We start from the raw sequence: 23,561 nt of genomic DNA, 5'->3' as shown, positions 1-23,561 counted from the left end.
AACGGCCCGCGCCGCTAACGAACCAACGCCTTCACGAGGGAGCGTGCGCTCTCGTGAAGGCGTTTTTCATCCTGATAGACCCGCTCCAGCACGGCCATGCCACGGGTGAAGGTGACCAGCAGCCGGGCCGCTTCGGCCGGCGGCAACGCAAGCCGTGCAGCAAAGACCGGAGTCGCCAGATATCCGGCAATGGCCTTTTCCACCTCGTCCAGAAAGCCCTTGAGGGCGATGTGGACCCGCTCGCCATTCAGCGCGGTGTCGGTTGCCGTCTTGGTTGTCATGCAGCCGCGTGGCGGGTCACCGGCCATCATGATGGCGATGCAGGCATCAAGATAACGTGTGAGGGCCGCCGCCACATCGTCGCCGCTGAAGGCGGCGCTGACGCGGGCCAGATAAGCCTCTGAATAACGCTGCAGAACAATGAGGAAGATTTCCTCCTTGTCGCCATAAGCGTTGTAGAGCGAGCCGCGCTGGACGCCGGTCGCTTCCGCCAGATCGAGCATCGAGGTAGCGCGGTATCCCCGCGCCCAGAAGAGATCGAGCGCCCGGCCGAGTGCCTCTTCCTCATTGAACTGCTTCACACCCGCCATGGCGGCCTCCACACGCATCCTTGACAGCACTGTCAAGTTTGACACCTTTGTCAAATATAGCAACGGGCCCACCCGTTGACGACCCTTCTCCTCACAAGGAAACGGGCACCGGCCAGCCGCTAGTGCCCAAGGAGCATTGCCATGAGTTCGCTCTCCCCCACCGCCGAAGGCGCTGCCGGCAAGGCCCGCAGCCCCATGCCGGCAACGGCCTGGGCCGCTACCTTTGCCGGCCTTGCCGCCAGCCTGGTGGGTATCGGCCTCTCGCGTTTTGCCTATACACCGCTGATCCCGCCGCTGATTGCCGCGCACTGGTTTTCGGCCAGTGACGTGGTCTATCTCGGCGCGGCCAACCTTGCCGGTTATCTGGCGGGCGCACTGACCGGGCGGCCCATCGCCCGCGGCCTTGGCAATACCGGCACCCTCAAGCTGATGATGCTGGTGGTCACCCTCGCCTTCTTCGCCTGCGCCCTGCCGCTCTCGGTCACCTGGTTCTTTGTGTGGCGCTTTGCCTCCGGCCTCGGGGGCGGCGCCATCATGGTGCTGGTGGCCGCAACCGTGCTGCCGCATGTGCCGGTGAACCGGCGCGGTTTTGCCAGCGGCGCCATCTTCATGGGCGCAGGCGTTGGTGTTGCCGCCTCCGGCACGCTGATCCCGGCACTGATCGGGCTCGGGCTGGCGGCCACCTGGATCGGGCTTGGCATCGCCTCTGCGGTATTGACGGTCGCCGCGTGGTTTTGCTGGCCGAAACATAACCCGCATCTGGCCGGCCCCTTTGCCGCCCATGCGTCCCGCGAGCATGGCGCCCATCATCAGGGCCGCAGCCTGACGCTGAAGGCGCTTTACGGCCAGTACGCGCTGAACGCCGCCGGCCTTGTGCCGATGATCGTCTTCCTCGTTGATTTCATTCAGCGCGGCCTTGGCCAGAGTGCCGCCGTCGGCGCCTTCTTCTGGGTACTGTACGGCCTCGGTGCCATCGTCGGCCCCATTGCCACCGGCATGGTGACCGACCGCCTCGGCTCCGCCACCTCGCTGCGCCTGTCGCTTCTCACACAGGCGATTTTTCTGACGATCCCGGCCCTGACAACCAACCTGCCGGCCATTGCGATTGCCAGTTTCGTTATGGGCGCGCTGACGCCGGGCATCGTGCCGGTGGCGCTTGCCCGCGTGCATGACCTGCTGCCGGGGGACCATGCCGCGCAGGGTGTGGCCTGGAGCCGGGCGACGACGGCCTTTGCGCTGCTGCAAGCCGCCTCCGCCTATTTTTATTCCTGGCTCTTCACCGCCACCGGCGGCAGCCATGCCGCAATCTATGCCTGCGGCGTCGCCGCCATGGTGCTGACGCTGGCGCTCGACCTCTTCGCCTGGCTGGTGGAGGGGCGCCACCACAAGGCCTGAGATCGAAGGGGACGCAAGCGCAACACCGATTGCGCACTGGATCGAGGGCGGCCACCTTCTGCCACTGGCCGCCCTTTTTCCTGCCCGGAAAGCCCTGCCCGATGACGACCGACCTTCCCCCGCTCACGGCCTTGCGCGCCTTCGAGGCGGTTGCCCGCCGCGGCACCATTCAGGCGGCGGCCGATGAACTGCATGTGGTGCGCGGCGCCATTGGCCAGCAGCTGCGCTTGCTGGAGCAACATCTGGGCATCTCTCTTTTTACCCGGCAGGGGCGGCGGCTTGTGCTCTCGGAGGCGGGGGAGCGTTTTGCGGGCGCGGTCAGTGCAGCCTTTGCCGTGATCAGCCGTGCGGCACAGGAGGTGGCACCAACAGGCGGGCGGCGGCGTTTCCGCCTTGGCGCGACAGACAGCTGGGCCGCACTGTGGCTCATCCCCCGCCTGCCGGCCTTTCTGGCGATGGCGCCGGGATTCGACCTTGATATCGTGCCCGTGGCCGTGCCGCGTAATCTGGAGGATACCGACCTCGACGGCGTAATCGTGGGCGGGGAATATGAGCCGCGCCCCGAGATTGCGGGTTTCCGCTTCCTGAAGGACGAGTTCGGCCCCGTTGCCACACCGGCCGTCCTCGCCGGGCTCGATCTTGCGCAGGGCCCGGAGGGGCTACGGGGCGCTACGGCACTTGCGGCACGCACACCGCGCGGCCTCTGGACAGCGTGGTTTCATGAAAGCGGCACAAGGCCGGTGCGTTTTGCCAGAAGGCTGGAGTTTGAAGGCATGACACTGGCGCTGAGCGCCGCCCGCGCCGGTCTGGGAATCGTGATGGCCCCGCGCGCCCTCATCGGGCAAGAGCTGGCAACCGGGCTTCTGGCGGCGCCCTTCGGTTTTATCGAACGCCCCGGAGGTTATCATTTCTGCTGCCGGGCCGGTGACCAGAACCTGCCGGCCTTCCGCCAGGTACGGCAATGGCTGGAAGAGGCAGGGGCCGCCCTGGCATGAAGGCAGAAAAACTGCCGTAAGCGCCATTTATCGTCATTTGTGCTGCCCAATAGCGCGCCCTAGCTTTGCCCCAACGGCATCAGGCCGGGAAACATCGGGGGGCAAGCAAGGCCATGACCACAGCAACAACCGGGGATTTGTCACGGATCGACTGGGTCGCGTCGAGTTGCAGGCTCTTGCAGGCAACGGCAGCCGAGTTTGCCGTCACCCGCCCCTTTGCCGGCCTGACCATCGGCACCGCGATCCATCTGGAGCCCAAGACCGCCGCCCTGCTCGCTACACTGGCCGCCGGCGGTGCGAGGCTGGTTGCCACCGGCAATCTCAGCAGCACGCAGCCGGAGACCATCGCCTGGCTGGAGGCCCGCGGCATCGAGGTGATTGGCGGCCAGACCCGCGACGCCGCCGCACAGGGAGCTTATCTCGATGCCTTGCTGGCTCATGAGCCCGACCTGCTGCTGGATAATGGCGGCGACCTGTTTGCCCGCGTGGCGCAGCACCCCTATCGGCGCCTGCGGGGCGGCACGGAAGAAACGACCTCCGGCCGGACGCGGCTGATGCCGCTGCGCAGCCAGATCAACCTGCCGGTACTGGTCATCAATGACAGCCCGATCAAGCAATTTGCCGAGAACCGCCACGCCGTGGGCCAGAGCCTGTTTGAAAGCTACATGCGCTTTACCAACCGCTCGACCGGCGGCAAGCGGGTGACGGTCTTCGGCTACGGGGCTTGCGGGCGCGGCACCGCCGCCTGCTTCAAGGCCGCCTTTGCGCAGGTAAGTGTCGTTGATATCGACCCGGTCACCACGCTGGAAGCCCATCTCGATGGTTTTGCGACACCGCTGCGGGAGACCGCCATCGCCTCGGCCGACGTTATCGTGACCGTAACCGGCGCGGCGAATATCCTGACAACGGATGATCTGCCGCTGCTCAAGGACGGCGTTATCCTGATGAATGGCGGCCATTTTCCGCAGGAAATTGATGCCGGCGCACTGCTGGCTACCGCTGCAGAAATCCGCAACTACCCGCAGGAGCAGATCACGACCGGTGTGCTGGCGGATGGACGGTGTTTTCACCTGCTGGGGGAAGGGCACATGGCCAACCTTGCCGGGCCACGCCCGCTCGGCAATTCCATCGAATCCATGGATCTCGGCTTCACCCTGCAGGCACGCTGCCTGGAACGGGTGGCACGGGGCAACCTTGGTGCCGAAGCCTGCGTCGTGCCCGTGCCGGCCGATATCGACGCTGCCGTTGCCAGCGCCTATCTGGCCCTCAACCGGTAGAGCGGCCTTACGCCGCCACCAGCGGCACCGCTTTGGCATCCAGTGCCTTCAGCGCATCGGCGGGCTTGAGGTTCACCTGCAGCCCGCGCTGGCCGCCATTGATGAAGACGGTGTCTTCAACCAGCGCCGCTTCTTCCATCGCCGTCGGCACCTTGCGTTTCTGCCCGAAGGGGCTGATGCCACCGACATGGTAACCGGTCAGGCGCTCGGCATCCGCGGGCTTCATCATCTGGGCCGACTTGCCGCCGAAGGCCGCTGCCAGCTTCTTCATGCTCACTTCCTTGTCCGACGGCACGACGACGCAAACCGGCTTGCCATCCACCTCGGCCATCAAGGTCTTCAGCACTCGGTGCGGCTCGGCGCCGATGGCCTCGGCCGCCTGCAAGCCGATACGGTCGGCTGAGGGGTCGTACTCATAGGTGACCGTGGTGAAAGCGATGCCGGCTTTTTGCAGCATCTGGGTGGCGCGGGTGGTCTTGGACATGGCTTCCCGGTGATCTGGTCCTGATTGGCAACGGGCTGTTGCCGACAGCGGAACTGGTATCCGCCCCCAACCTGCCTTTATATGCAAGAAGGGGCTTTCGCAAAGCCGGAGGCCCGACCCGATGGCAGGGCGAGCACAAGCGTATGAGCAACAAACATGAGCTGACGCGGGAGCTGATGGCAACGGGCGGCATTGCCGCCATGATTGCGCGCGAAGCGCCGGGCATGCGCATTCTGAGCGATGAAGAGCGGGCAGCCTCGCTGGCCGAGACACTCGCCTGCCGCCCGGAAGGCCCTGTCTGGCTGTTTGCCTATGGATCGCTGATCTGGAACCCGACCATCCAGAGCCTTGAGAGCCGGGTGGTCCATGTGCGCGGATGGCACCGCGCCTTTTGCCTTTCCACCCGCGCCGGCCGTGGCAGCCCGGACAATCCCGGGCTGGTGCTGGGCCTTGATGAAGGTGGCGCCTGCACCGGCGTTGCCTACCGGGTGGCGGAAGAGATTCTGGAAGCCGAGCTAGAATTGCTGTGGCGGCGCGAGATGGTGGCCGGCTCCTATATCCCGAGCTGGCTGGAGGCGGAGGATGCCGGGGGCAACCCCGCCGGGCATGTGCTGGCCTTCATCATGAATCATGACAGTGAGCAATATGCCGGCTGCCTTGAACGGGCAGAGATCATCCGGCGCCTTGCCACGGCCGCCGGCACTCTCGGCAGCGCGGCCGACTATCTCTACCAGACCTGCGACGGCCTGCGGCTCAACGGCATTCCGGATGCCGATCTTGAGATGCTGGAAACCGAGGTCAGGCAAGAACAGGCCCGGGGCGGCGCTGGATAAGCCGGCCTAGACCCGCTCGATCGCCGCGGCAAAAAGCACGCCTTCGCCCTCAAACACCGTCGCTTCGCCGGAAATTACCAGCAACTCACCGGCGGAGACTATCTGTCCGGCCCCTTTCCAGCTGCCGGCAAGCGCCAGCAGCAAGAGCGGTTGGGCGGCCGCAAAACTGACCTTGCCGCTACGGTGAACCGAGACGGCGGCCGTGGCTCTGCCACGCGCGGTCATGACGTTGAGGTCCTTCGAGGGGCCAGTAACGCCGGTAGCCCGGGCGGGCCAGTCGCCGGAGAAGGAAACCGGCATCAGCGGCTCCCGCACGCTGGACGCCCCAAACTCACCGAATTCCAGCTCGAAACCGGATCCCTCGACCAGCGTCAGGATGCGGTCGATACCGGGCAGGCGGGAAAAATCACCATCCTCAACCACATCGGCCAAGGAGAGGCGCCACAGGAGGCCGCCCTCGGGGCGGTCCTCCCGTGCCAGTTCGACCGTCACGCCCTTGCCATTGGCCCAGGGCATGGACACGAAATCCGACGGTTTTACGAGGCGCTGCGCCATGACCGGCCCAGCCTCAGCCGAGGCTCGGCAGGTCGAGACCCTGCTTCTTTGCCCACTCGATGGCACCGGCATAACCGGCATCGGCATGGCGCATGACGCCGGTTGCCGGGTCGTTCCACAGCACACGGCCAACGCGCCGGGCGGCAGCCTCGGTGCCGTCGCACAGGATGACCATGCCGGAATGCTGCGAGAAACCCATGCCCACGCCGCCACCATGATGCAGCGACACCCAGGTGGCGCCGGAGGCGACATTCAGCATGGCGTTGAGCAGCGGCCAGTCGGAGACGGCGTCGGAGCCGTCCATCATCGATTCGGTCTCACGGTTGGGCGAAGACACCGACCCGCTGTCGAGATGGTCGCGGCCGATGACCACCGGCGCCTCAAGCTCGCCTTTTGCCACCATTTCATTGAAAGCAAGGCCAAGACGGTGACGGTCCCCGAGACCGACCCAGCAGATACGCGCCGGCAGACCCTGGAAGGAAATGCGCGAGCCCGCCATGTCGAGCCAGCGGTGCAGGTGCTTGTCGTCCGGCAGCAGCTCCTTGACCTTGGCGTCCGTCCTGGCGATGTCCTCCGGATTGCCGGAAAGGGCCGCCCAGCGGAACGGGCCAACGCCGCGGCAGAAGAGCGGGCGGATATAGGCCGGCACGAAGCCCGGGAAGGCGAACGCGTCCTTGACGCCTTCTTCCTGGGCCATCTGGCGGATGTTGTTGCCATAGTCGAAGGTCGGCACGCCCGCCACGTGGAACGCGAGCATGGCTTCGACATGCTTGGCCATCGAGGCCTTGGCCGCCTTGACGGTGCCGGCGGCGTCGCTGGCGGCGCGGGCGCGATATTCGTCCCAGCTCCAGCCGATGGGCAGATAGCCGTTGAGCGGATCGTGGGCGGAGGTCTGGTCCGTCACCATGTCGGGGCGCACGCCACGGGCGACCAGCTCCGGCAGGATTTCAGCGGCATTGCCGAGCAGGGCGATGGAGGTGGCGCGGCGATTCTTGACCGCGTCATCGATCATCGCCAGCGCTTCATCGAGATCGGCGGCCTGTACGTCCACATAGCGGGTGCGCAGGCGGAAATCGATGCGCGACTGCTGGCACTCGATGTTGAGCGAAGCCGCACCGGCCATCGAAGCGGCCAGCGGCTGCGCACCGCCCATGCCGCCGAGGCCGGCCGTCAGCACCCAGCGCCCGCCAAGATCACCGCCATAATGCTGGCGCCCGGCTTCGACGAAGGTTTCATAGGTGCCCTGAACGATGCCCTGGCTGCCGATATAGATCCAGGAACCGGCGGTCATCTGGCCGTACATCATCAGGCCCTGGCGATCGAGCTCGTTGAACTTCTCCCACGTGGCCCAGTGCGGCACGAGGTTGGAGTTGGCGATCAGCACACGCGGGGCATCGCTGTGGGTGCGAAACACGCCGACCGGCTTGCCGGACTGAACCAAAAGGGTCTGGTCTTCTTCCAGCCGCTTCAGCGTCTCGGTAATGCGGTCAAAGGCGTTCCAGTCGCGCGCGGCGCGGCCGATGCCGCCATAAACCACCAGTTCCTTGGGGTTCTCGGCCACGTCCGGGTCGAGATTGTTCATCAGCATGCGCAGCGGCGCTTCCGTCTGCCAGCTGCGGGCATTGAGCTTGGTGCCGCGCGGGGCGCGGATTTCGACATCGCGGAAACGCGTATTGCTGATCATCGCCAGAACCCCATTTGTCTATACAAGTCGATACAAGCGAGACGCTACTCAAAGCCGGCCCTGTCGGCAACTGAAAAGCAGCAGCACCTGCCGGCGGGGCACAAAGCACCACGCAAACCCGCAGGATCAGCCGGCTGCCCGCGGGCTGAAGCGACCTTCCAGCCGATAGCGGCTGCCCGGGCAAAGCAATCGCGCCGCGCTGACGGAGGTGATGCCCGACCAGGTGCGCCGGCGGATCAGCAGGCAGGGTTCGGTGCGGGAGATGGCGAGCAGCTTGCATTCCCAAGGCTGCGGCAGCGCAGCTTCCACCACATGCTCGGCTTCGGCCAGCGGGGCGACCGCCGTCAGATAGGCGTTGGGCGTAAAGCCGCTGAAATCCTGCGTCAGATAGTCCGGTGCAGCGGCTGGATTAACGAAACGATCCTCGATCTGCACCGGCAGGTCGTTCTCATAATGCACGACGACGCTGTGAAAGACCGGCGCCGAAATCGGGATATCGAGCGCATCGGAAACTTCCGGAGTCGCGGTTTCTTCCTGCAGTAACACCACCTGGGCGGTGTGCGCATGGCCGCGCTCGACAATCTCCTCGGCGATGTTGCGCACTTCAAAAAGCGCGGAATGCGCCTTGCTTTCCGCCACGAAGGAGCCGACGCCCTGGATTCGCACCAGCACCCCTTCCGCCGCCAGTTCGCGCAGGGCGCGGTTGGCCGTCATACGGCTGACGCCCATATCGGCAACCAGCTCGTTCTCTGACGGCACGCGCGTGTGGGGCGGCCACTCGCCGCTGGCAATGCGGTCCAGAATCATCTGCTTCACGCCGGCATAAAGCGGGGCCGGAGGCGTGCCGGCACCGGGCAATGCCGGGTGCGGCGCCCTGCCGCGCCCGCTGCGGGAGCCAAGGCCCCCGGCTGGTTTGCGCCCGCCGGGCCCCTGCCGCAGAGCGTCCTTTTCATCCATAACCACGTCTCCCCCACGGGGCCTCTTGCCCAAGCTGCAATTTCGGCATCAAGCTCAGGCTTTCATCACCGGCGCCGCCTGCCCAATTCTTCGACGTTTTTTTGCTTGCACGGCAAGTGAAATTATCCAATGTTGCCTATACAACATCATACAGGATGAATTGCCGATGCCCTCTCCTGCCAGCCGCCGCCTTCATGCCGCACGCGCCCTGACCGGCGCCGGTTGGGCCCCGGATGTGGCGCTGGAGATCGGCGCGGATGGCACCCTGCTTTCGGTGACTGCCGGCGTGCCGGCGCAGGCCGGCGACGAGATCGCATCCGGACCGGTGGTGCCCGCCCTCGGCAACTTGCATTCCCATGCCTTTCAGCGCGCGATGGCCGGCCTGACCGAAGTGGCCGGCAGCGGTGATGACAGCTTCTGGACCTGGCGCGAGGAGATGTACCGCATCGTCGGGCTGATGACGCCGGAGGATGTAGAGGCCGTTGCCGCCAGACTTTATCTCGACATGCTGAAGACCGGTTATGGCGCGGTGGCGGAATTCCACTACCTGCACCACGCCGCCGACGGCAGCCGGCACGCCGCCCATGGCGAGATGGCAAACCGCATTTTGGCCGCCGCGAACAAGGCCGGCATCGGCATGACGCTGCTGCCGGTATTCTACGCTCACGCCAATTTCGGTGGTCAGCCGCCAAGCCCGGGCCAGCGGCGCTTCATCCATGATACCGACGGCTTCCTGTCGCTGCTCGCCGGGCTGGAGCCGGCCTGCCGCGAGGCAGGTGCCACGCTCGGTTACGCCTTCCATTCCCTGCGCGCGGCAACGCCGGAAGAAATGCGCCGCCTGCTGGCGGAAGGGCCGCAGCAGGGGCCGCTCCATATCCATATCGCCGAACAGCAGCGTGAGGTGGATGACTGCCTTGCCTGGAGCAGGCGGCGCCCGATCCGCTGGCTGCTTGATGAAATGCCGGTGAATGAGCGCTGGTGCCTGATCCACGCAACGCACGCCGATGACGGCGAAGTGGCGGGTATTGCCGCTAGCGGCGCCGTTGCCGGCCTGTGCCCCACGACAGAAGCCAGCCTTGGCGACGGCATCTTTCCGGCCACCCGCTTCCAGCAACTGGGCGGACGCTACGGTGTCGGCTCCGACAGCCATGTGTCGGTAAGCCTGACTGAAGAACTGCGGCTGCTGGAATATGGCCAGCGCCTGCGGGACGAGCGGCGTGTGCGTCTTGCCGGCGGCCCCGGCCGCTCCAACGGCGGCGCCCTCTTCCGGGATGCGGCAGCCGGCGGCGCCCAGGCGCTAGGGCAGAAGCTGGGTGTGCTGGAAGCCGGAGCTATCGCCAGCCTCGTCGTGCTGGACGGCAATAATCCCTTCATCCAGACAGCAAAAGATGATCAGATTCTCGACCGCTGGATATTTGCTCTCGGCGACAGTGCCGTGCGCGATGTCATGGTGGCCGGTGAATGGCGCCTCACGAACGGGCGCCACAAGGCAGAAGAAGAAATCGACCGCGCGTTCAGCACGGCGATGAACAGGCTGGCCCGCAACTAGAACAACAAGCGGGCTCTCACGAGGCAACAACGGTCCAGGAGATTGAGAAAAATGAAGGCACTCACCGGCATTGCCGTTGGCGTTCTGACCGCCGCGGCCCTTACCGTCGCGGCCCTTCCGGCCAGCGCCAAGGACTGGAAGACCGTGGTGATCGGCACCGAGGGCGGTTATGCCCCGTGGAACCTCACCGCCGCCGACGGCTCGCTCGACGGTTTCGAGGTCGAGCTGGTCAAGGACCTGTGCGCCCGCATGAAGGTGGAATGCAAGCTGATCACCCATGACTGGGACAGCATGATTCCGAGCCTCAATGCCGGCAAGTTCGACGTCATCATGGACGCGCTCTCCATCAGCGACGAGCGCAAGCAGGTGATCGGCTTTACCGATCCCTACGCTGCCACGCCGGCTTCCTTCGCCGTGCTGAAGGACAGCGAGCTTGCCAAGCAGCTGCCGATGAATGGCGAAGAAGTGAAGCTGACCGGCGATGCCACCCACGACAAGGATGTGGTCGAGAAGCTGCGCCCGCTGCTGAAGGGCAAGGCCATCGGCATCCAGGCCGCGACCATCTACTCCAAGTTCATCTATGACAACTTCAAGGACATTGCCGATATCCGCGAGTACAAGACCGCGGCCGAGCATGACCTTGACGTGGTGACCGGCCGCATCGACGCCGCGTTCGACGATGCGACCTACTTCCTTTCCGCGTTTGAAAGCCCGGAAAACAAAGACCTGACGCTGGCTGGCCCGAAGATCGGCGGCCCGGTCTGGGGTGAAGGCGAAGCCTTCGGCGTGCGCCAGTCCGACACCGACCTCAAGGCCATGTTCGATGTTGCCATTGCGGCCGCCCTGGCTGACGGCACCGTCAAGAAGCTGAGCCTCAAGTGGTTCAAGGTCGACGTTTCGCCCTGATGTGAAGCGGCCCCGCCCGGAGTTGCCCCCTGCGCATGACGCGCCGGGTGTGGCTCAGGGCGGGGCGTTCCCTGTTGCGGGAGGGCTGAAATGGACCAGATCATGCTGCTGGGATTCGGCACCAAGGGCTGGGGCGGCATGCTGCTGCTCGGCATGGTGATGACGTTCCTGGTGACCTTTACCGCACTTGCCATCGGCGCCGTGCTCGGTGCGCTTGTTGCCTGGGCAAGGCTGTCGCGCAGCCGGCTCGCCCGGTTTGGCGGCGAGGCCTACACCACCGTCTTTCGCGGCGTGCCGGAACTGCTCGTCATCTACGTCGTCTATTTCGGCGGCTCCACGGTCGTGACCAGTGTCGGACAGCTGCTGGGTGCCGAAGGTTTTATCGGCTTTCCCTCCTTCATTGCCGGTGCGCTGGCGGTGGGGGTGATCTCCGGCTCCTATCAGGCCGAAGTCTATCGTGGTGCCTTCCAGGCGGTGGCGCGCGGCGAGATCGAGGCAGCGCGCTCCGTCGGCATGCCAACCCTGATGCGCTTTCGCCGCATCATCGCGCCGCAGGTCATGCGCTTTGCCCTGCCCGGGCTCGGCAATGTCTGGCAGCTGTCACTCAAGGACTCGGCGCTGGTTTCGGTGACCGGCCTTGCCGAACTGATGCGCACCTCGCAGGTCGCCGCCGGCTCCACCCGCCAGTACTTCCTCTTCTATATCGCCGGCGGGGTACTCTATCTGGTGATGACCAGCCTTTCCAACCAGGTGTTCGACCGGGCAGAGGCGCGCGTGGCGCGCAGCTTCCGCGGCGGCCTCGGTCGCGGCTGAGGGAGGAACGACAAGGCCATGCCGGATTTCCCCTTCATCTTCGACACCATGGGCAAGCTGCTGGCAGCGCTGCCCACCACGCTCGAACTCTTCATCCTCTCCATCAGTGTCGGCGGCGTGCTCGCCTGTTTCATCACCTGGGCGCGCATCAGCCCCTACAAGCTGCTGAGCCTGCCGGCACGCGGGTACATCTTCGTCTTCCGCGGCTCGCCGCTGCTGATCCAGATGTTCCTCGTCTATTACGGGCTCGGCCAGTTCGCCGTGGTGCGCCACAGCATCTTCTGGCCGGTGCTGCGCGAACCCTTTGTCTGCGCGGTGCTGGGCCTTGCTCTCTGCACGGCCGGATACACCGCCGAAATCCTGCGCGGCGGGCTGATTGCCGTGCCGGCGCAGCAGATCGAGGCGGCGCGGGCCTGCGGCATGTCGGGCCTCCTGCTCCTGCGCCGGGTCATCGCCCCCATCGCCATCCGCCAGGCCCTGCCGGCCTATTCCACCGAAATCATCCTGATGATGAAGTCGACAGCGCTCGCGAGCCTGGTGACGGTGTGGGAAGTAACCGGCGTTGCCCAGCGCATCATCTCGCAGACCTATCGCGCCATGGACGTGTTCCTGTGCGCGGCCGCCATCTATCTCGTGCTCAATTTTGTGCTCGTGAAACTGACCGGCGGCCTTGAATATTACCTCACCCCGCATTTGCGCGCGCGGCCGACCAGCCTTTCCGCCGGCCTCCGCCCGCTTCCCCCGCCTGCCGCAGGAGATGCCTCCCATGGCTGATACCGCCCGCAAATCCGCCCGCGGCGTCGCGCCGCTCGCCCTGTCCGTGAAGGGCATCCACAAGAGTTTCGGCCAGCATCAGGTGCTGAAGGGCATCTCGCTTGATGCGCATGAAGGCGATGTGATCTCCATCCTCGGCTCCTCCGGCTCCGGCAAGAGCACATTCCTGCGCTGCATCAACCTGCTGGAAACCCCGGATGATGGCGACATCACGGTGGCCGGCGAACAGGTGAAGCTGCGCCGCACGGGGGACGGGCATCTGCAGCCTTCCGACCGCAAGCAGGTGGATCGCATCCGCTCCGAGCTTGCCATGGTGTTCCAGAGCTTCAATCTCTGGTCCCACCGCACCATCCTGGAAAACCTGATCGAAGCGCCGGTGCATGTGCAAAAGCGCCCGCGCGCCGAGTGCATTCTGGAAGCCGAGGCCCTGCTGGAAAAAGTCGGCATTGCCGACAAGCGCAACCACTATCCGGCCCATCTTTCCGGCGGCCAGCAGCAGCGTGCGGCGATTGCCCGGGCGCTCGCCATGAAACCCAAGGCCATGCTCTTCGACGAGCCGACCTCCGCGCTCGACCCCGAGCTGGTGGGTGAAGTGCTGAAGGTGATGCGCACGCTCGCCGAAGAAGGCCGCACCATGCTGGTGGTGACCCACGAAATGGGCTTTGCCCGCGACGTTTCTTCCCGCGTCATGTTCCTGCATCAGGGCAAGGTGGATGCCGAGGGCACGCCGCAGGAAATGTTCGGCGATGGCGGCTCGGAGCGGTTCCGCCAGTTCATCAGCAACACCATCCGCTGACCGCAAGGCGCGGGGGAGCATCATCCAGGTGTCCGTCGTAATGCTTGACCAGCCGCTTGGCTGGCGTGATGTCGTGGCCGTTGCAAACGGCGCCCGGCTGGAACTCTCGCCTGCCGCCGCGGAGCGGATTGCCAGGGCGCGGCGCATCGTCGAGGCGATTTCCCGCCTCGGCATCCGCGCCTATGGCGTCAATACCGGCGTCGGCGCGCTCTGCGATGTCATCGTGCCGCCGGAGCAGCAGCGCCAGCTCTCCCGCAACCTGCTGATGAGCCACGCCGTGGGTGTGGGCGCGCCGCTCGGGGCCGCCGAGGTACGCGCCATCATGGCGGCGGCCATCAACAACTATGCCCATGGCCATTCCGGCCTTCGGCTGGAACTGGTCGAGCGGCTGATCGCGCTCCTCAATGCCGGCATCACCCCGGTGGTGCCGGCCCAGGGGTCCGTCGGTTATCTCAGCCACATGGCCCATATCGCGCTGGTACTGATCGGCCACGGACAGGCAACGGCAGGCGATGACCAACTCGACGGGAAAGCCGCACTGGCCAGAGCCGGGTTTGCCCCGGCGATGCTGGAAGCCAAGGAAGGCCTCAGCCTCGTCAACGGCACGCCCTGCGTGACCGGCCTCGGCGCTCTGGCGCTAGCGCGGGCGGAAGGCCTGCTGGATAGCGCCGATGCCATCGCGGCCATGAGCTTTGAAAACCTGCATGGCCAGCCGGCGGCCTTTGACGCTGCGTCGCTTGCCCTGCGGCACTCACCCGGCCTGCAGGCTGTGGGCAAGCGGCTGCGCGATCTGATAACGGGCAGCGGCCTTACCGGCAAACCCGGCGAGCGCACGCAGGATCCCTTGAGCCTGCGCACGGTGCCCCATGTGCATGGCGCCGCGCGCGATGTGCTGGCCGAGGTTAGCGCGGTGCTCGATCGGGAACTGGCTTCCGTTACCGACAATCCGGCGATTGCCGGCAGCGAGGACGCCCCGCTGGTTTATTCGCAGGCCCATGCCGTCGGCGCGGCCATCGGCCTTGCCATGGACAATCTCGCCATCGCGCTTGCCGAGGTGGCGGCGATGTCGGAGCGGCGGACCGACCGGCTGGTGAACCCGCTGGTGAGCAACCTGCCGGCGTTCCTTGCCGAAGGCAGCGGTGTCGGCTCCGGTTTCATGATTGCGCAGTACACCGCCGTGTCTCTGGTTGCCGAGAACCGCCGCCTCGCCGCACCGGCAAGCCTTGATGGCGGCATTACCTCCGCGCTTCAGGAAGACCATCTCTGCCACGCCACCCCGGCAGCGCTGAAGGCTCTGGCCATTCTGGCTAACAGCCGCCAGATCCTCGCCATCGAACTGCTGGCGGCAGCGCAGGCCTATGATCTGCAGGATCCGGCCCACCGGCGCGCACCGGCAACCGATGCGCTTCATGGTGCCGTCAGGGCCCGGATCGCCCGTTACGCCGATGACAGGCCACTGGCAGGAGACATTCGGGCCGCTGCCGGGTTGCTGGAAGCCGGTTTCCCGGGCTGACGAAAGCAGGGCGGCTGGCATAGGATGCGCGGCAGCCAGAAGAAAAAGGACAATCGGCCATGAAGACCCTGTGGACCAATGCACGCCTTGCCACGCTCGATCCGGCCCTGCCCGGATTGGGCGCACTGGAAAGCGGCGCCATTGCGGTGGAAGAGGGCCGCATCCGCTGGGTCGGCCCGGTTGGCGAGGTCCCCGCGGCCTTCAGCGGCGCCGAGCGCATCGACCTCGAAGGGCGCTGGGTCACGCCCGGCCTCATCGACTGCCACACCCATCTGGTGCATGGCGGCGACCGGGCGCGCGAATTCGAGATGCGGCTTGAAGGGGCGACCTATGAGGAGATCGCCCGGGCCGGCGGCGGCATCCTCTCGACCGTGACCGCCACACGCACCGCCAACCACGACCAGCTGGTGACCGGCGCCCTGAAGCGCCTCGACACGCTGATGGCCGAGGGCATGACCAGCGTCGAGATCAAGTCCGGTTACGGCCTGACGGTCGAGAGCGAGATCGCCATGCTGCGCGCCGCCCGCGCACTGGAAGGGGAACGGCAGATTTCCGTCAGCACCAGCTGCCTTGCCGCCCATGCCATCCCGCCGGAATTTGCCCATGACCGGCCGGGTTATATCCGCCTTATCACTGAGGAGATGCTGCCGCGCATGAAGGCAGAAGGCCTTGCCGATGCGGTGGATGGTTTCTGCGAGGGTATCGCCCTGCATCCGCACGAGATCGAGCAGGTCTTCAAGGCGGCAAAAGCCCTTGGCCTGCCGGTCAAGCTGCATGCCGACCAGCTCTCCGATCTCGGCGGCGCGGCGCTCACCGCCCGTTTCGGCGGCCTTTCCGCCGACCATCTGGAATGCACGAACGAGGAAGGCGCCGCCGCCATGGCACGCGCCGGTACCGTGGCCGTGCTGTTGCCGGGCGCCTATTATATGCTGCGCGAAACCCGCCTGCCGCCGATCGAGGCCTTCCGCAAGCACGGCACGCACATGGCGCTTGCCACCGACAACAACCCCGGCACCTCTCCGCTCACCTCGCTGCTGCTGACCATGAATATGGGCGCAACGCTCTTCCGCATGCGAGTCAGCGAATGCATCGCCGGCGTCACCCGCGAAGCCGCCCGCGCCCTCGGCCGCCTCAACGAGACCGGCACGCTCGAGCCCGGCAAGTGGGCTGACTTCGCGATCTGGGACATCGAGCGTCCGGCGGAAATCGTCTACCGGCTGGGCTTCAACCCGCTGTTCAAGCGGGTTTGGCATGGGAACAAATAACAAATCCCAGAAATAAAATTAATAGAGGGTTATTTCTGCCCCAGTATTTTCTGTATACTCTCGGCCACGATTTTTGCGTTCTTTAAATGATCAAAATCTTCAAGAAGAACCTTGTAATTTTCATCCAAAACACCAGGAAAAATTTGTTTAGATTTTTCCCACAAAGATTGCTCCAAGGCATCATTGTTGTGTTCGAACATTAAAAGTCCGCTTACCGCCTTCTCGGCATCTTTATTCCAATCAAAAACACCTGATAATTCTCGATACCAAGCTGCACCAAATACAATTACCGGCTTTCCCATTTGCAAGGCCTCCCATCCAGCCGTCCCTGTTATTGTCGCCACACCTTGAGAGCCATCTATTAAGTCATAACTCGAAACATCCATTGACATATATTTCACTCTATTAATTAAAGACAATCTTTGATAAAAACTTTCTTCTCTCATATAAGTAGTTTGTTTAGGATTTTCCTTAACGTACACAAAAATGTCTTTTGGTAAAATTCTCACTAATTCTTCTATCGCCAAAAGCTGATCACAATATTTTCCACCAAGTATGTCTGTAGTCATTTCAGGCTGAAGATGGAGAGGAAAATATATATACTTTTCACCAGATTCAAATTTTGAGTATAAACTCTCAGGGAGATTTTGCTGTTTGTAAATAGATGATAATTTTCTAAGCTTTGTAAAACTTTTACGAAATGAATTTTTATTGTAAATAAAAGAAAATGACATAATCTTTAACAATATCTTTGTACATATAAGAAAATAATTCTTATAAAAATAACCTCTATTTACGGACACTCTCCATGCCATGTAATAAGGGGGCTTTGGATTCTTATTCATAACTATGCGAAAATCAGCATCCTCACGAAATTTATCTAAACCCATACCATCAATTGTTTTTGCAGCAAAAAAATGACCCGGAAATTGAGATTGCAGAAATACAAAAGTACCTACTCCCAAATACATGCATAAGTAATACAAAATTATTAAAGAAGCCTCATGAGGAATGTTCGAAAATATTACCGTTTTTATGTTATTCCTTTCAATAACATTCCAATAATATTGAAGAGCTGACTCAAAATGATTGTTAAAATCCAGCCAACTTTCCGCCCTTGGATTCGACCTGCTATGATGTCGATAATGCGTCCTAATAAACAGATGATAACACGCACTTCTAACCTTATTCGCCACATCTAAATTCAGTGACGAAGAAAATTCAGCACGCTTCATCCAAAATAAATCATCATAATATACAGACTCTATGTCATCAATAGACGCAGTTTCCTTTTTTTCCGATCCAATAAAATAGGAAATATCAAAATTATATTCTAACAAATGCTCTAAAACGTTTTTTCGAAAACCGACAAGTGCGATCGACATTCTTTAACATCTCTTTCTGCTTAAGATAGCCGCGTTCCAGCCTACCCGAGCTTTCGCCCCTCAGGTAAAGCACCGGCTAAGCTAATGCCTCATTAATCCGCCACCTCTCTCGCGTGCAAGTAGGATTGCCCTAGACAGCGCAAACTCCTACTGTCCGGCGCTAAGGTTCAAAAGCATTACGCATCCATGGAGATCTCTTTCAAAATGCTTAACGGAAAATCAATTTTGATAACCGGCGGGTCTGGCTCATTCGGCAAAAAATTCATTAGAACACTGCTTGAAACCTATGAGTGTGCTCGGATAATTGTTTATTCTCGCGATGAGCTTAAGCAATTCGAAATGCAGCAAGAGCTTCAGTCACCCGCACTGCGCTTTTTCATTGGCGACGTGCGCGATGCGGAGCGCCTTAAAGATGCGATGCGCAATGTTGATTATGTGGTACACGCGGCAGCCTTGAAACAGGTGCCCGCTGCTGAATACAACCCAATGGAATGCATTAAAACAAATATACATGGCGCTGAAAATGTCATTCAGGCGGCACTTTCCTGTAATGTAAAGAAGGTTATTGCACTTTCAACTGATAAGGCCGCAAATCCAATCAACTTATACGGAGCCACAAAACTGGCTTCAGATAAATTATTTGTTGCGGCGAATAATTTGGCCGGGAATAGAGATACTCGATTTAGCGTAGTACGCTATGGAAACGTAGCAGGCTCACGCGGCTCTGTTATTCCTTTCTTTACAAATTTGATTACTTCCGGAGCCACGGAATTGCCGATCACCGATCCGGCAATGACTCGTTTCTGGATTACTCTAGACCAGGGAGTCGAATTTGTACTGAAGAACTTCCAGCGCATGCATGGCGGCGAGATATTTGTTCCTAAGATTCCCTCCATGCGCGTGACGGATCTGGCAGAAGCGATGGCCCCGGAACTTAGCCAAAAAATTATTGGTATACGGCCCGGTGAGAAACTTCATGAGGTGATGTGCCCTGCAGATGACAGCCATCTGACCGTCGAGTTTGACGACTTTTTCATCCTGAGACCGTCAATCAAGTTCTTCCAGCGAGAGCAAGACTACATGCTGACGGCGCTCGGCGAAAAGGGGACTGCTGTAAGACAAGGGTTTGAATATCAGTCGGGAAGCAATCCGCATTTCCTTACCGTCGAAGAGATGCGCGCCTTTAATTATCGGAGCGCTTCGTGATCCCCTATGGCCGCCAGTCAATATCCGAAGAGGATGTGGAGGCCGTTAGTGACATTCTGCGCTCGGACTGGCTAACGCAGGGGCCAACCGTTACGACCTTTGAGCAGGCTGTAGCAACAACGGTGCGGGCCAAGTACGCCATTGCGGCAAACAGTGCGACTTCGGCCCTTCATATGGCGTGCCAGGCGCTCGATATGGGACCGGGCGATGTACTGTGGACCGTTCCAAATACGTTTGTGGCGTCCGCGAATTGCGCCCGCTACTGCGGTGCACTGGTCGATTTTGTTGATATTGATCCGGTAACACGGAATATCAGCCTCTCTGCGCTTGAAACAAAGCTGCAACAGGCCGCTAAAACGGGGCGTCTGCCCAAGGTAATCGTCCCGGTGCATTTTTCGGGACGCTCCTGCGATATGGCGGCCATTGCCGAGCTGGCGCGCCCTCACGGGATCGCAATCATTGAAGATGCTTCCCACGCTATTGGTGGCTTCTATGCTGGCGAGCCAATCGGATGTTGTCGCTATAGCGACATCACCGTCTTCAGCTTCCACCCGGTCAAAATCGTTACGTCCGGAGAGGGTGGAGTTGCAGTAACCAACAGCACTGCACTGGCGACCAAACTGAAGCTAGCCGTGTCACACGGGATAACCCGCTCGCCGGAGTTGATGCAAAATCCGTCGGAAGGCCCGTGGTACTATGAGCAGATATCGCTCGGAGAGAACTATCGCCTGACTGACATCCAGGCTGCGCTTGGACTTTCGCAGATGTCCCGATTGCACGGTTTTGTGCAACGGCGACAGGCTCTGGCGCAGCGGTATGACCGGCTTTTGGCCGGCCTGCCGCTGGAGCTGTCGCAGCCCGACAGCCCCGGCAGCCACTCCGCCTGGCATCTTTATGTTGTCCGGCTTACCGGATCAGACACCGAGGTCCGTACCCGCCGGAGGGCCGTCTTTGACCGGCTGCGCAGTGAAGGCATCGGCGTCAACGTCCACTATATTCCGGTTCACCTTCAGCCCTATTACCGTGCTCTGGGCTTCAAGCCTGGGGACTTTCCGGCAGCGGAGAACTATTACGACGGAGCCTTGACGCTACCACTCTATGCAAGCCTCAGTGAAGAGCAGCAAGACTATGTGGTCGACCGGCTCAGGCAGAGCATCATCTGATGCTGTGCGTGATACCGGCCCGGGGTGGCAGCAAGCGTATTCCGCGAAAGAATATACGTGCCTTCCTTGGCAAGCCGATTATCGCCTATTCAATTGAGGCTGCTCGCAAGGCGGGTATCTTCACCAGCGTTGTTATTTCAACAGATGACGACGAGATCGCAGCCGTCGCCCGTGAGTTCGGTGCCGACGTGCCATTCATGCGACCGGCGGCTCTCGCCGACGATTTCACGGGCACGGTCCCGGTCGTCCGGCATGCCGTGCGGGAAATGGAAAAGTTGGGGGTACTCTGCGAAGCGGCATGTTGCCTTTACCCGACGGCCCCCTTCGTAACGGCCGCAGCTCTGCAGGCTGGATTGACGCTGCTGGAAGATACGGCCAGTAATTTTGCCTTCACCGTTACGGGTTTTGACTTTCCCATTCAGAGAGCCTTGCGCACCGACAGCCTGAACCGGCTGGTTCCTGTGGATCCCGACGCCATGCCGCGGCGTTCGCAAGATCTGGAAGAGTGCTGGCATGACGCGGGGCAGTTCTACTGGGGCACCCGCACAGCCTGGCTGGACGAGGGATTGTCGCTTTGGCAGGGCGCGGCGGCCATCAAGCTCCCGCGTACGCAGGTGCAGGACATAGACACCCTGGAAGATTGGGAGCTTGCTGAACTTCTGTTTCGTCGCCTCACCGAGAATAGCCACTCGGAAGCGCTTCAGGAGAAGCAATGAAAATCGGTTTTCGCGTTGATGCGTCCCGCCAAATTGGAGGCGGGCACATCATGCGCTGCCTCGTTCTGGCGAATGCTCTACGAAGCATTGGTGCGTCTTGCTTTTTTTTTGTGCGCGAGCTTGAGGGAAATCTGGGCACAAAGCTGAAGGACGAGGGGCACAACGTTATCTGGCTGCCTCCCCCCACCGGAGAAAGCACCCCGACAGAACAGGAAGGCCCTCCCCACCAGCAATGGCTGGAAGTTTCCTGGACGAAGGATTGGACGGATTTTTCGGCGTCTGCAAGCAGCGTCAACGGCCGACTGGACTGGCTGGTCGTCGATCATTATGCACTGGACGCTCGCTGGCATCGCCGTGCACGCGACCTGACAAACCATATTCTTGTCATCGATGACGTGGCAGATCGCGATATCGACTGCGATCTCCTGCTGAACCAGAATTTGCCCGATGCGAGCTTTCTGGACGCATATAACCGGCGCCTCCGGGGCGGTCCGCGACTTCTTCTGGGGCCGGATTATGCGTTGCTGAGGCCGGAATTTGCGGCTTCAAGACAAAAGACGCTTCCTTCGCGTCAACCGCCCGATGCCGAACCCACGGTTTTTGTCTCCATGGGAATGATGGATGCCGGGGGCATGAACGAAACAATTGCCCGGGCGCTACTCCCGACGGGTGCGCTCATCCATATAGCCATCGGCAGTTCGGCCCGGACCTTACCGTCGCTTCAATCGCTCGCAGAAGCTAACGGAAGCCGGCTCTGTCTCCACATCGATAGCAATGAGGTCGCCAGCTTGATGAGCCTGTGCGATCTCGCCGTCGGCGCCGGCGGTGGAACAAGCTGGGAGCGCTGCTGCCTCGGACTTCCTGCCCTGGTTTTCAGCCTTGCCGATAACCAACACCGGCCGGCAATCGGTCTACACGCGAGTGGATGTGCGATTTACCTTGGGGAGGGCGCAAAGTTCGACAGCGCCAGATTTCTTTCCGCCTACCGATCAATTAGCCGGGATCGGGCAACATGGCGCCGCATGAGTGCCGCAGCAGCGGGGCTGTGCGACGGACAAGGAAGTACAAGAGTTGTCGATGCAATGGCCTTGTCCTGAAATGACTGCAAAGCAACGTTACGCCATAAGGCCGGTAAACATGAATGACGCCAGGCTGCTATTTGACTGGCGTTCCCGAACCTCCGTAAGGCGCTGGATGTTCGACTCAGCCGCTCCGGTCTGGGAACGCCATACAAGCTGGCTTGAAAGGCAGCTAAGACGGGCCGACGTCCTTATGTTCATCTTTGAAGAGGACGGGAAACCGCTCGGCCATGTGAACGCAACACAGACGAAGAATGACGCCAGCACATGGGAGTGGGGCTTCTATATCGGCGCCGAGCACACTGCCCCGGGGTCGGGCAGCCGAATGCTTCTGCTGATGCTGGAGTTCCTTTTTACCAGGAAGCAGGCTGCCTATATCGCCGGAATCACCAAGCAGGATAACATCGCTTCCATCAACACCCATTTGCGGCTCGGATTTACCCGACGTGCAGACGCCGGACCAAAGGTCCTACGATTTGGACTGGATCGGGAAACCTGGCTTTTCTGCCATAAAGAACTCGAAGCCCGATACTTCAGCGAAAGCATCTGAAATGTTTGAGATTTCTGGCGTCCCCGTAGGGAAAGATTCACGCCCGTTCATTATTGCCGAGATGTCCGGCAACCATAATCGCGACATAGGCCGGGCTTTTGCCCTTATTGAGGCCGCCAAGGATGCCGGAGCGAGCGCAGTCAAACTGCAGACCTATACGGCGGACACGATAACGCTGAACAGCGACCGGCCCGAATTTCTCATCAAGGGCGGCCCTTGGGGAGGCCGCCGTCTTTATGATCTTTACGAGGAAGCACACACGCCCTGGGAATGGCATGAAGCATTGTTCCAGAAGGCTGCGGATCTGGGGATCGTTATATTCTCGTCTCCGTTCGACGCCTCTGCAGTAGACCTTCTCGCCGGCCTTGGTGCTCCGGCCTACAAGATTGCTTCCTTCGAGCTGGTAGATCTGCCGCTGATCGAGACCGTCGCGCGGCAGGGAAAACCGATGATCATGTCAACCGGCCTTGCCAATCTTGGAGAAATCGAAGCAGCCGTTTCAACGGCTCGCGCTGCCGGCTGCCGCGAGCTCGTCCTGCTGCATTGCATTTCCTCCTACCCGGCTCCCGCAGAAGATTCGAATTTGCTCACCATGCCGCATATCGGCCAGACCTTTGGCTGTCCGGTCGGGCTCTCCGACCACACCCAGGGAACCGCGGTAAGTGTTGCAGCGGTCGCGCTCGGGGCCACCGTGATCGAAAAGCATCTGACCCTGCGACGGGCCGATGGCGGGCCAGACTCCGGCTTTTCCCTCGAGCCCGAAGAATTCGCCGTACTGGTTCGTGACTGCAACATGGCCTGGAGTGCCCTGGGCCGGATCAACTACGATCCGAAAGGATCAGAACAAGGCAACGCCCAGTTCCGTCGCTCTCTTTATGCGACCAGGGATATTGCAACGGGCGAACGTCTTACGGTCGACAATGTACGGTCTGTACGCCCCGGTCACGGGCTGCCGCCTGCGGACTTGCCGAAGGTGCTCGGTTCTGTCGCCCGGCGCCCCATAGCCCGTGCCACGCCTCTGTCCTGGTCAGATATTGAAGCGGCCCCGGACGCCTGACCGATAACTCTGATCGCTC

Annotated in this window: 23 protein-coding genes; 17 read left to right on the top strand and 6 right to left on the bottom strand. The window is 61.5% G+C overall.

The window, feature by feature from the left end; all coding sequences use genetic code 11:
- Nucleotides 1-14: 14 nt before the first annotated feature.
- On the bottom strand, nucleotides 15-590 hold the full coding sequence (locus QTL98_RS01695; protein WP_445680506.1) for a TetR/AcrR family transcriptional regulator: 576 nt from the start codon (nucleotides 588-590) through the stop codon (nucleotides 15-17).
- A 141-nt stretch (nucleotides 591-731) separates the two neighbouring features.
- Between QTL98_RS01695 and QTL98_RS01690 the strand changes: the two genes are divergently transcribed.
- From QTL98_RS01690 to QTL98_RS01680, 3 genes are all read left to right on the top strand, one after another.
- The gene (locus QTL98_RS01690) at nucleotides 732-1,985 is read left to right on the top strand and encodes a YbfB/YjiJ family MFS transporter (protein WP_445680505.1); all 1,254 of its coding nucleotides are present in this window, start codon (nucleotides 732-734) and stop codon (nucleotides 1,983-1,985) included.
- A 101-nt stretch (nucleotides 1,986-2,086) separates the two neighbouring features.
- Nucleotides 2,087-2,980 carry a LysR substrate-binding domain-containing protein gene (locus QTL98_RS01685; RefSeq protein WP_445680504.1) on the top strand — a complete coding sequence of 298 codons (894 nt, stop codon included), beginning with the start codon at nucleotides 2,087-2,089 and terminating at the stop codon, nucleotides 2,978-2,980.
- 113 nt (nucleotides 2,981-3,093) lie between these two features.
- Nucleotides 3,094-4,257, top strand: a complete 1,164-nt coding sequence (locus QTL98_RS01680) for an adenosylhomocysteinase (RefSeq protein ID WP_445680503.1) — start codon at nucleotides 3,094-3,096, stop codon at nucleotides 4,255-4,257.
- Nucleotides 4,258-4,264: 7 nt separating this feature from the next.
- Here QTL98_RS01680 and ybaK read toward each other — a convergent pair whose 3' ends face one another.
- Nucleotides 4,265-4,741, bottom strand: a complete 477-nt coding sequence (gene ybaK / locus QTL98_RS01675; RefSeq protein ID WP_445680502.1) for a Cys-tRNA(Pro) deacylase — start codon at nucleotides 4,739-4,741, stop codon at nucleotides 4,265-4,267.
- Between the two features lie 143 nt (nucleotides 4,742-4,884).
- Here ybaK and QTL98_RS01670 point away from each other — a divergent pair, with 143 nt between their 5' ends.
- Complete coding sequence (locus tag QTL98_RS01670; protein ID WP_445680501.1) at nucleotides 4,885-5,574, top strand: gamma-glutamylcyclotransferase; 690 nt, start codon at nucleotides 4,885-4,887, stop codon at nucleotides 5,572-5,574.
- A 6-nt stretch (nucleotides 5,575-5,580) separates the two neighbouring features.
- Here the strand turns inward: QTL98_RS01670 and QTL98_RS01665 are convergent, their stop codons facing one another.
- The 3 genes from QTL98_RS01665 to hutC form a co-directional block, all read right to left on the bottom strand.
- Complete coding sequence (locus tag QTL98_RS01665; RefSeq protein WP_445680500.1) at nucleotides 5,581-6,129, bottom strand: HutD/Ves family protein; 549 nt, start codon at nucleotides 6,127-6,129, stop codon at nucleotides 5,581-5,583.
- Between the two features lie 13 nt (nucleotides 6,130-6,142).
- Nucleotides 6,143-7,813, bottom strand: a complete 1,671-nt coding sequence (gene hutU / locus QTL98_RS01660) for a urocanate hydratase (RefSeq protein ID WP_445680499.1) — start codon at nucleotides 7,811-7,813, stop codon at nucleotides 6,143-6,145.
- Between the two features lie 126 nt (nucleotides 7,814-7,939).
- Nucleotides 7,940-8,770 (bottom strand): histidine utilization transcriptional repressor HutC, encoded by an 831-nt coding sequence (hutC, locus tag QTL98_RS01655; protein ID WP_445680498.1) that lies wholly within the window; start codon nucleotides 8,768-8,770, stop codon nucleotides 7,940-7,942.
- A 166-nt stretch (nucleotides 8,771-8,936) separates the two neighbouring features.
- On the opposite strand from hutC, the gene hutF reads away from it, so the two are divergent.
- From hutF to hutI, 7 genes are all read left to right on the top strand, one after another.
- Complete coding sequence (hutF, locus tag QTL98_RS01650) at nucleotides 8,937-10,319, top strand: formimidoylglutamate deiminase (RefSeq protein ID WP_445680497.1); 1,383 nt, start codon at nucleotides 8,937-8,939, stop codon at nucleotides 10,317-10,319.
- A 51-nt stretch (nucleotides 10,320-10,370) separates the two neighbouring features.
- Nucleotides 10,371-11,225: a transporter substrate-binding domain-containing protein gene (locus QTL98_RS01645; protein WP_445680496.1), complete on the top strand. Its 855-nt coding sequence runs from the start codon at nucleotides 10,371-10,373 to the stop codon at nucleotides 11,223-11,225.
- A 90-nt stretch (nucleotides 11,226-11,315) separates the two neighbouring features.
- Nucleotides 11,316-12,038, top strand: a complete 723-nt coding sequence (locus QTL98_RS01640; protein WP_445680495.1) for an ABC transporter permease — start codon at nucleotides 11,316-11,318, stop codon at nucleotides 12,036-12,038.
- A gap of 18 nt (nucleotides 12,039-12,056) precedes the next feature.
- The gene (locus QTL98_RS01635) at nucleotides 12,057-12,812 is read left to right on the top strand and encodes an ABC transporter permease (RefSeq protein WP_445680494.1); all 756 of its coding nucleotides are present in this window, start codon (nucleotides 12,057-12,059) and stop codon (nucleotides 12,810-12,812) included.
- Complete coding sequence (locus QTL98_RS01630; protein WP_445680493.1) at nucleotides 12,805-13,608, top strand: ABC transporter ATP-binding protein; 804 nt, start codon at nucleotides 12,805-12,807, stop codon at nucleotides 13,606-13,608. The genes QTL98_RS01635 and QTL98_RS01630 overlap by 8 nt, the downstream gene beginning before the upstream one ends.
- Nucleotides 13,609-13,636: 28 nt before the next feature.
- On the top strand, nucleotides 13,637-15,121 hold the full coding sequence (locus tag QTL98_RS01625; protein ID WP_510637521.1) for an HAL/PAL/TAL family ammonia-lyase: 1,485 nt from the start codon (nucleotides 13,637-13,639) through the stop codon (nucleotides 15,119-15,121).
- Nucleotides 15,122-15,180: 59 nt separating this feature from the next.
- Complete coding sequence (gene hutI, locus QTL98_RS01620; protein WP_445680492.1) at nucleotides 15,181-16,386, top strand: imidazolonepropionase; 1,206 nt, start codon at nucleotides 15,181-15,183, stop codon at nucleotides 16,384-16,386.
- 29 nt (nucleotides 16,387-16,415) lie between these two features.
- On the opposite strand, the gene QTL98_RS01615 is transcribed toward hutI, so the two are convergent.
- Nucleotides 16,416-17,771, bottom strand: a complete 1,356-nt coding sequence (locus QTL98_RS01615) for a capsular polysaccharide export protein, LipB/KpsS family (protein WP_445680491.1) — start codon at nucleotides 17,769-17,771, stop codon at nucleotides 16,416-16,418.
- A gap of 204 nt (nucleotides 17,772-17,975) precedes the next feature.
- On the opposite strand from QTL98_RS01615, the gene pseB reads away from it, so the two are divergent.
- The 6 genes from pseB to pseI are packed head-to-tail and all read left to right on the top strand — an operon-like array spanning nucleotide 17,976 to nucleotide 23,542.
- Nucleotides 17,976-18,977 (top strand): UDP-N-acetylglucosamine 4,6-dehydratase (inverting), encoded by a 1,002-nt coding sequence (pseB, locus tag QTL98_RS01610; RefSeq protein WP_445682212.1) that lies wholly within the window; start codon nucleotides 17,976-17,978, stop codon nucleotides 18,975-18,977.
- Nucleotides 18,974-20,140 (top strand): UDP-4-amino-4,6-dideoxy-N-acetyl-beta-L-altrosamine transaminase, encoded by a 1,167-nt coding sequence (pseC, locus tag QTL98_RS01605; RefSeq protein WP_445680490.1) that lies wholly within the window; start codon nucleotides 18,974-18,976, stop codon nucleotides 20,138-20,140. The genes pseB and pseC overlap by 4 nt, the downstream gene beginning before the upstream one ends.
- The gene (gene pseF, locus QTL98_RS01600) at nucleotides 20,137-20,856 is read left to right on the top strand and encodes a pseudaminic acid cytidylyltransferase (protein ID WP_510637606.1); all 720 of its coding nucleotides are present in this window, start codon (nucleotides 20,137-20,139) and stop codon (nucleotides 20,854-20,856) included. The genes pseC and pseF overlap by 4 nt, the downstream gene beginning before the upstream one ends.
- Nucleotides 20,853-21,953 (top strand): UDP-2,4-diacetamido-2,4,6-trideoxy-beta-L-altropyranose hydrolase, encoded by a 1,101-nt coding sequence (pseG, locus tag QTL98_RS01595; protein ID WP_445680488.1) that lies wholly within the window; start codon nucleotides 20,853-20,855, stop codon nucleotides 21,951-21,953. The genes pseF and pseG overlap by 4 nt, the downstream gene beginning before the upstream one ends.
- A complete protein-coding gene (locus tag QTL98_RS01590) occupies nucleotides 21,934-22,485 on the top strand; it encodes a GNAT family N-acetyltransferase (protein ID WP_445682211.1) in 552 nt (183 codons plus the stop codon). The genes pseG and QTL98_RS01590 overlap by 20 nt, the downstream gene beginning before the upstream one ends.
- A 1-nt stretch (nucleotide 22,486) precedes the next feature.
- Nucleotides 22,487-23,542, top strand: coding sequence for a pseudaminic acid synthase (pseI, locus tag QTL98_RS01585; protein WP_445680487.1), 1,056 nt, complete (start codon nucleotides 22,487-22,489; stop codon nucleotides 23,540-23,542).
- The last annotated feature ends 19 nt before the right edge of the window (nucleotides 23,543-23,561 follow it).

Origin of the sequence: Radicibacter daui (assembly GCA_030657355.1) — a bacterium.
Lineage (GTDB): Bacteria > Pseudomonadota > Alphaproteobacteria > Radicibacterales > Radicibacteraceae > Radicibacter > Radicibacter daui.
Note: the sequence above shows the minus strand (reverse complement) of the source record. Positions and strands in the feature narration are given on the sequence as shown.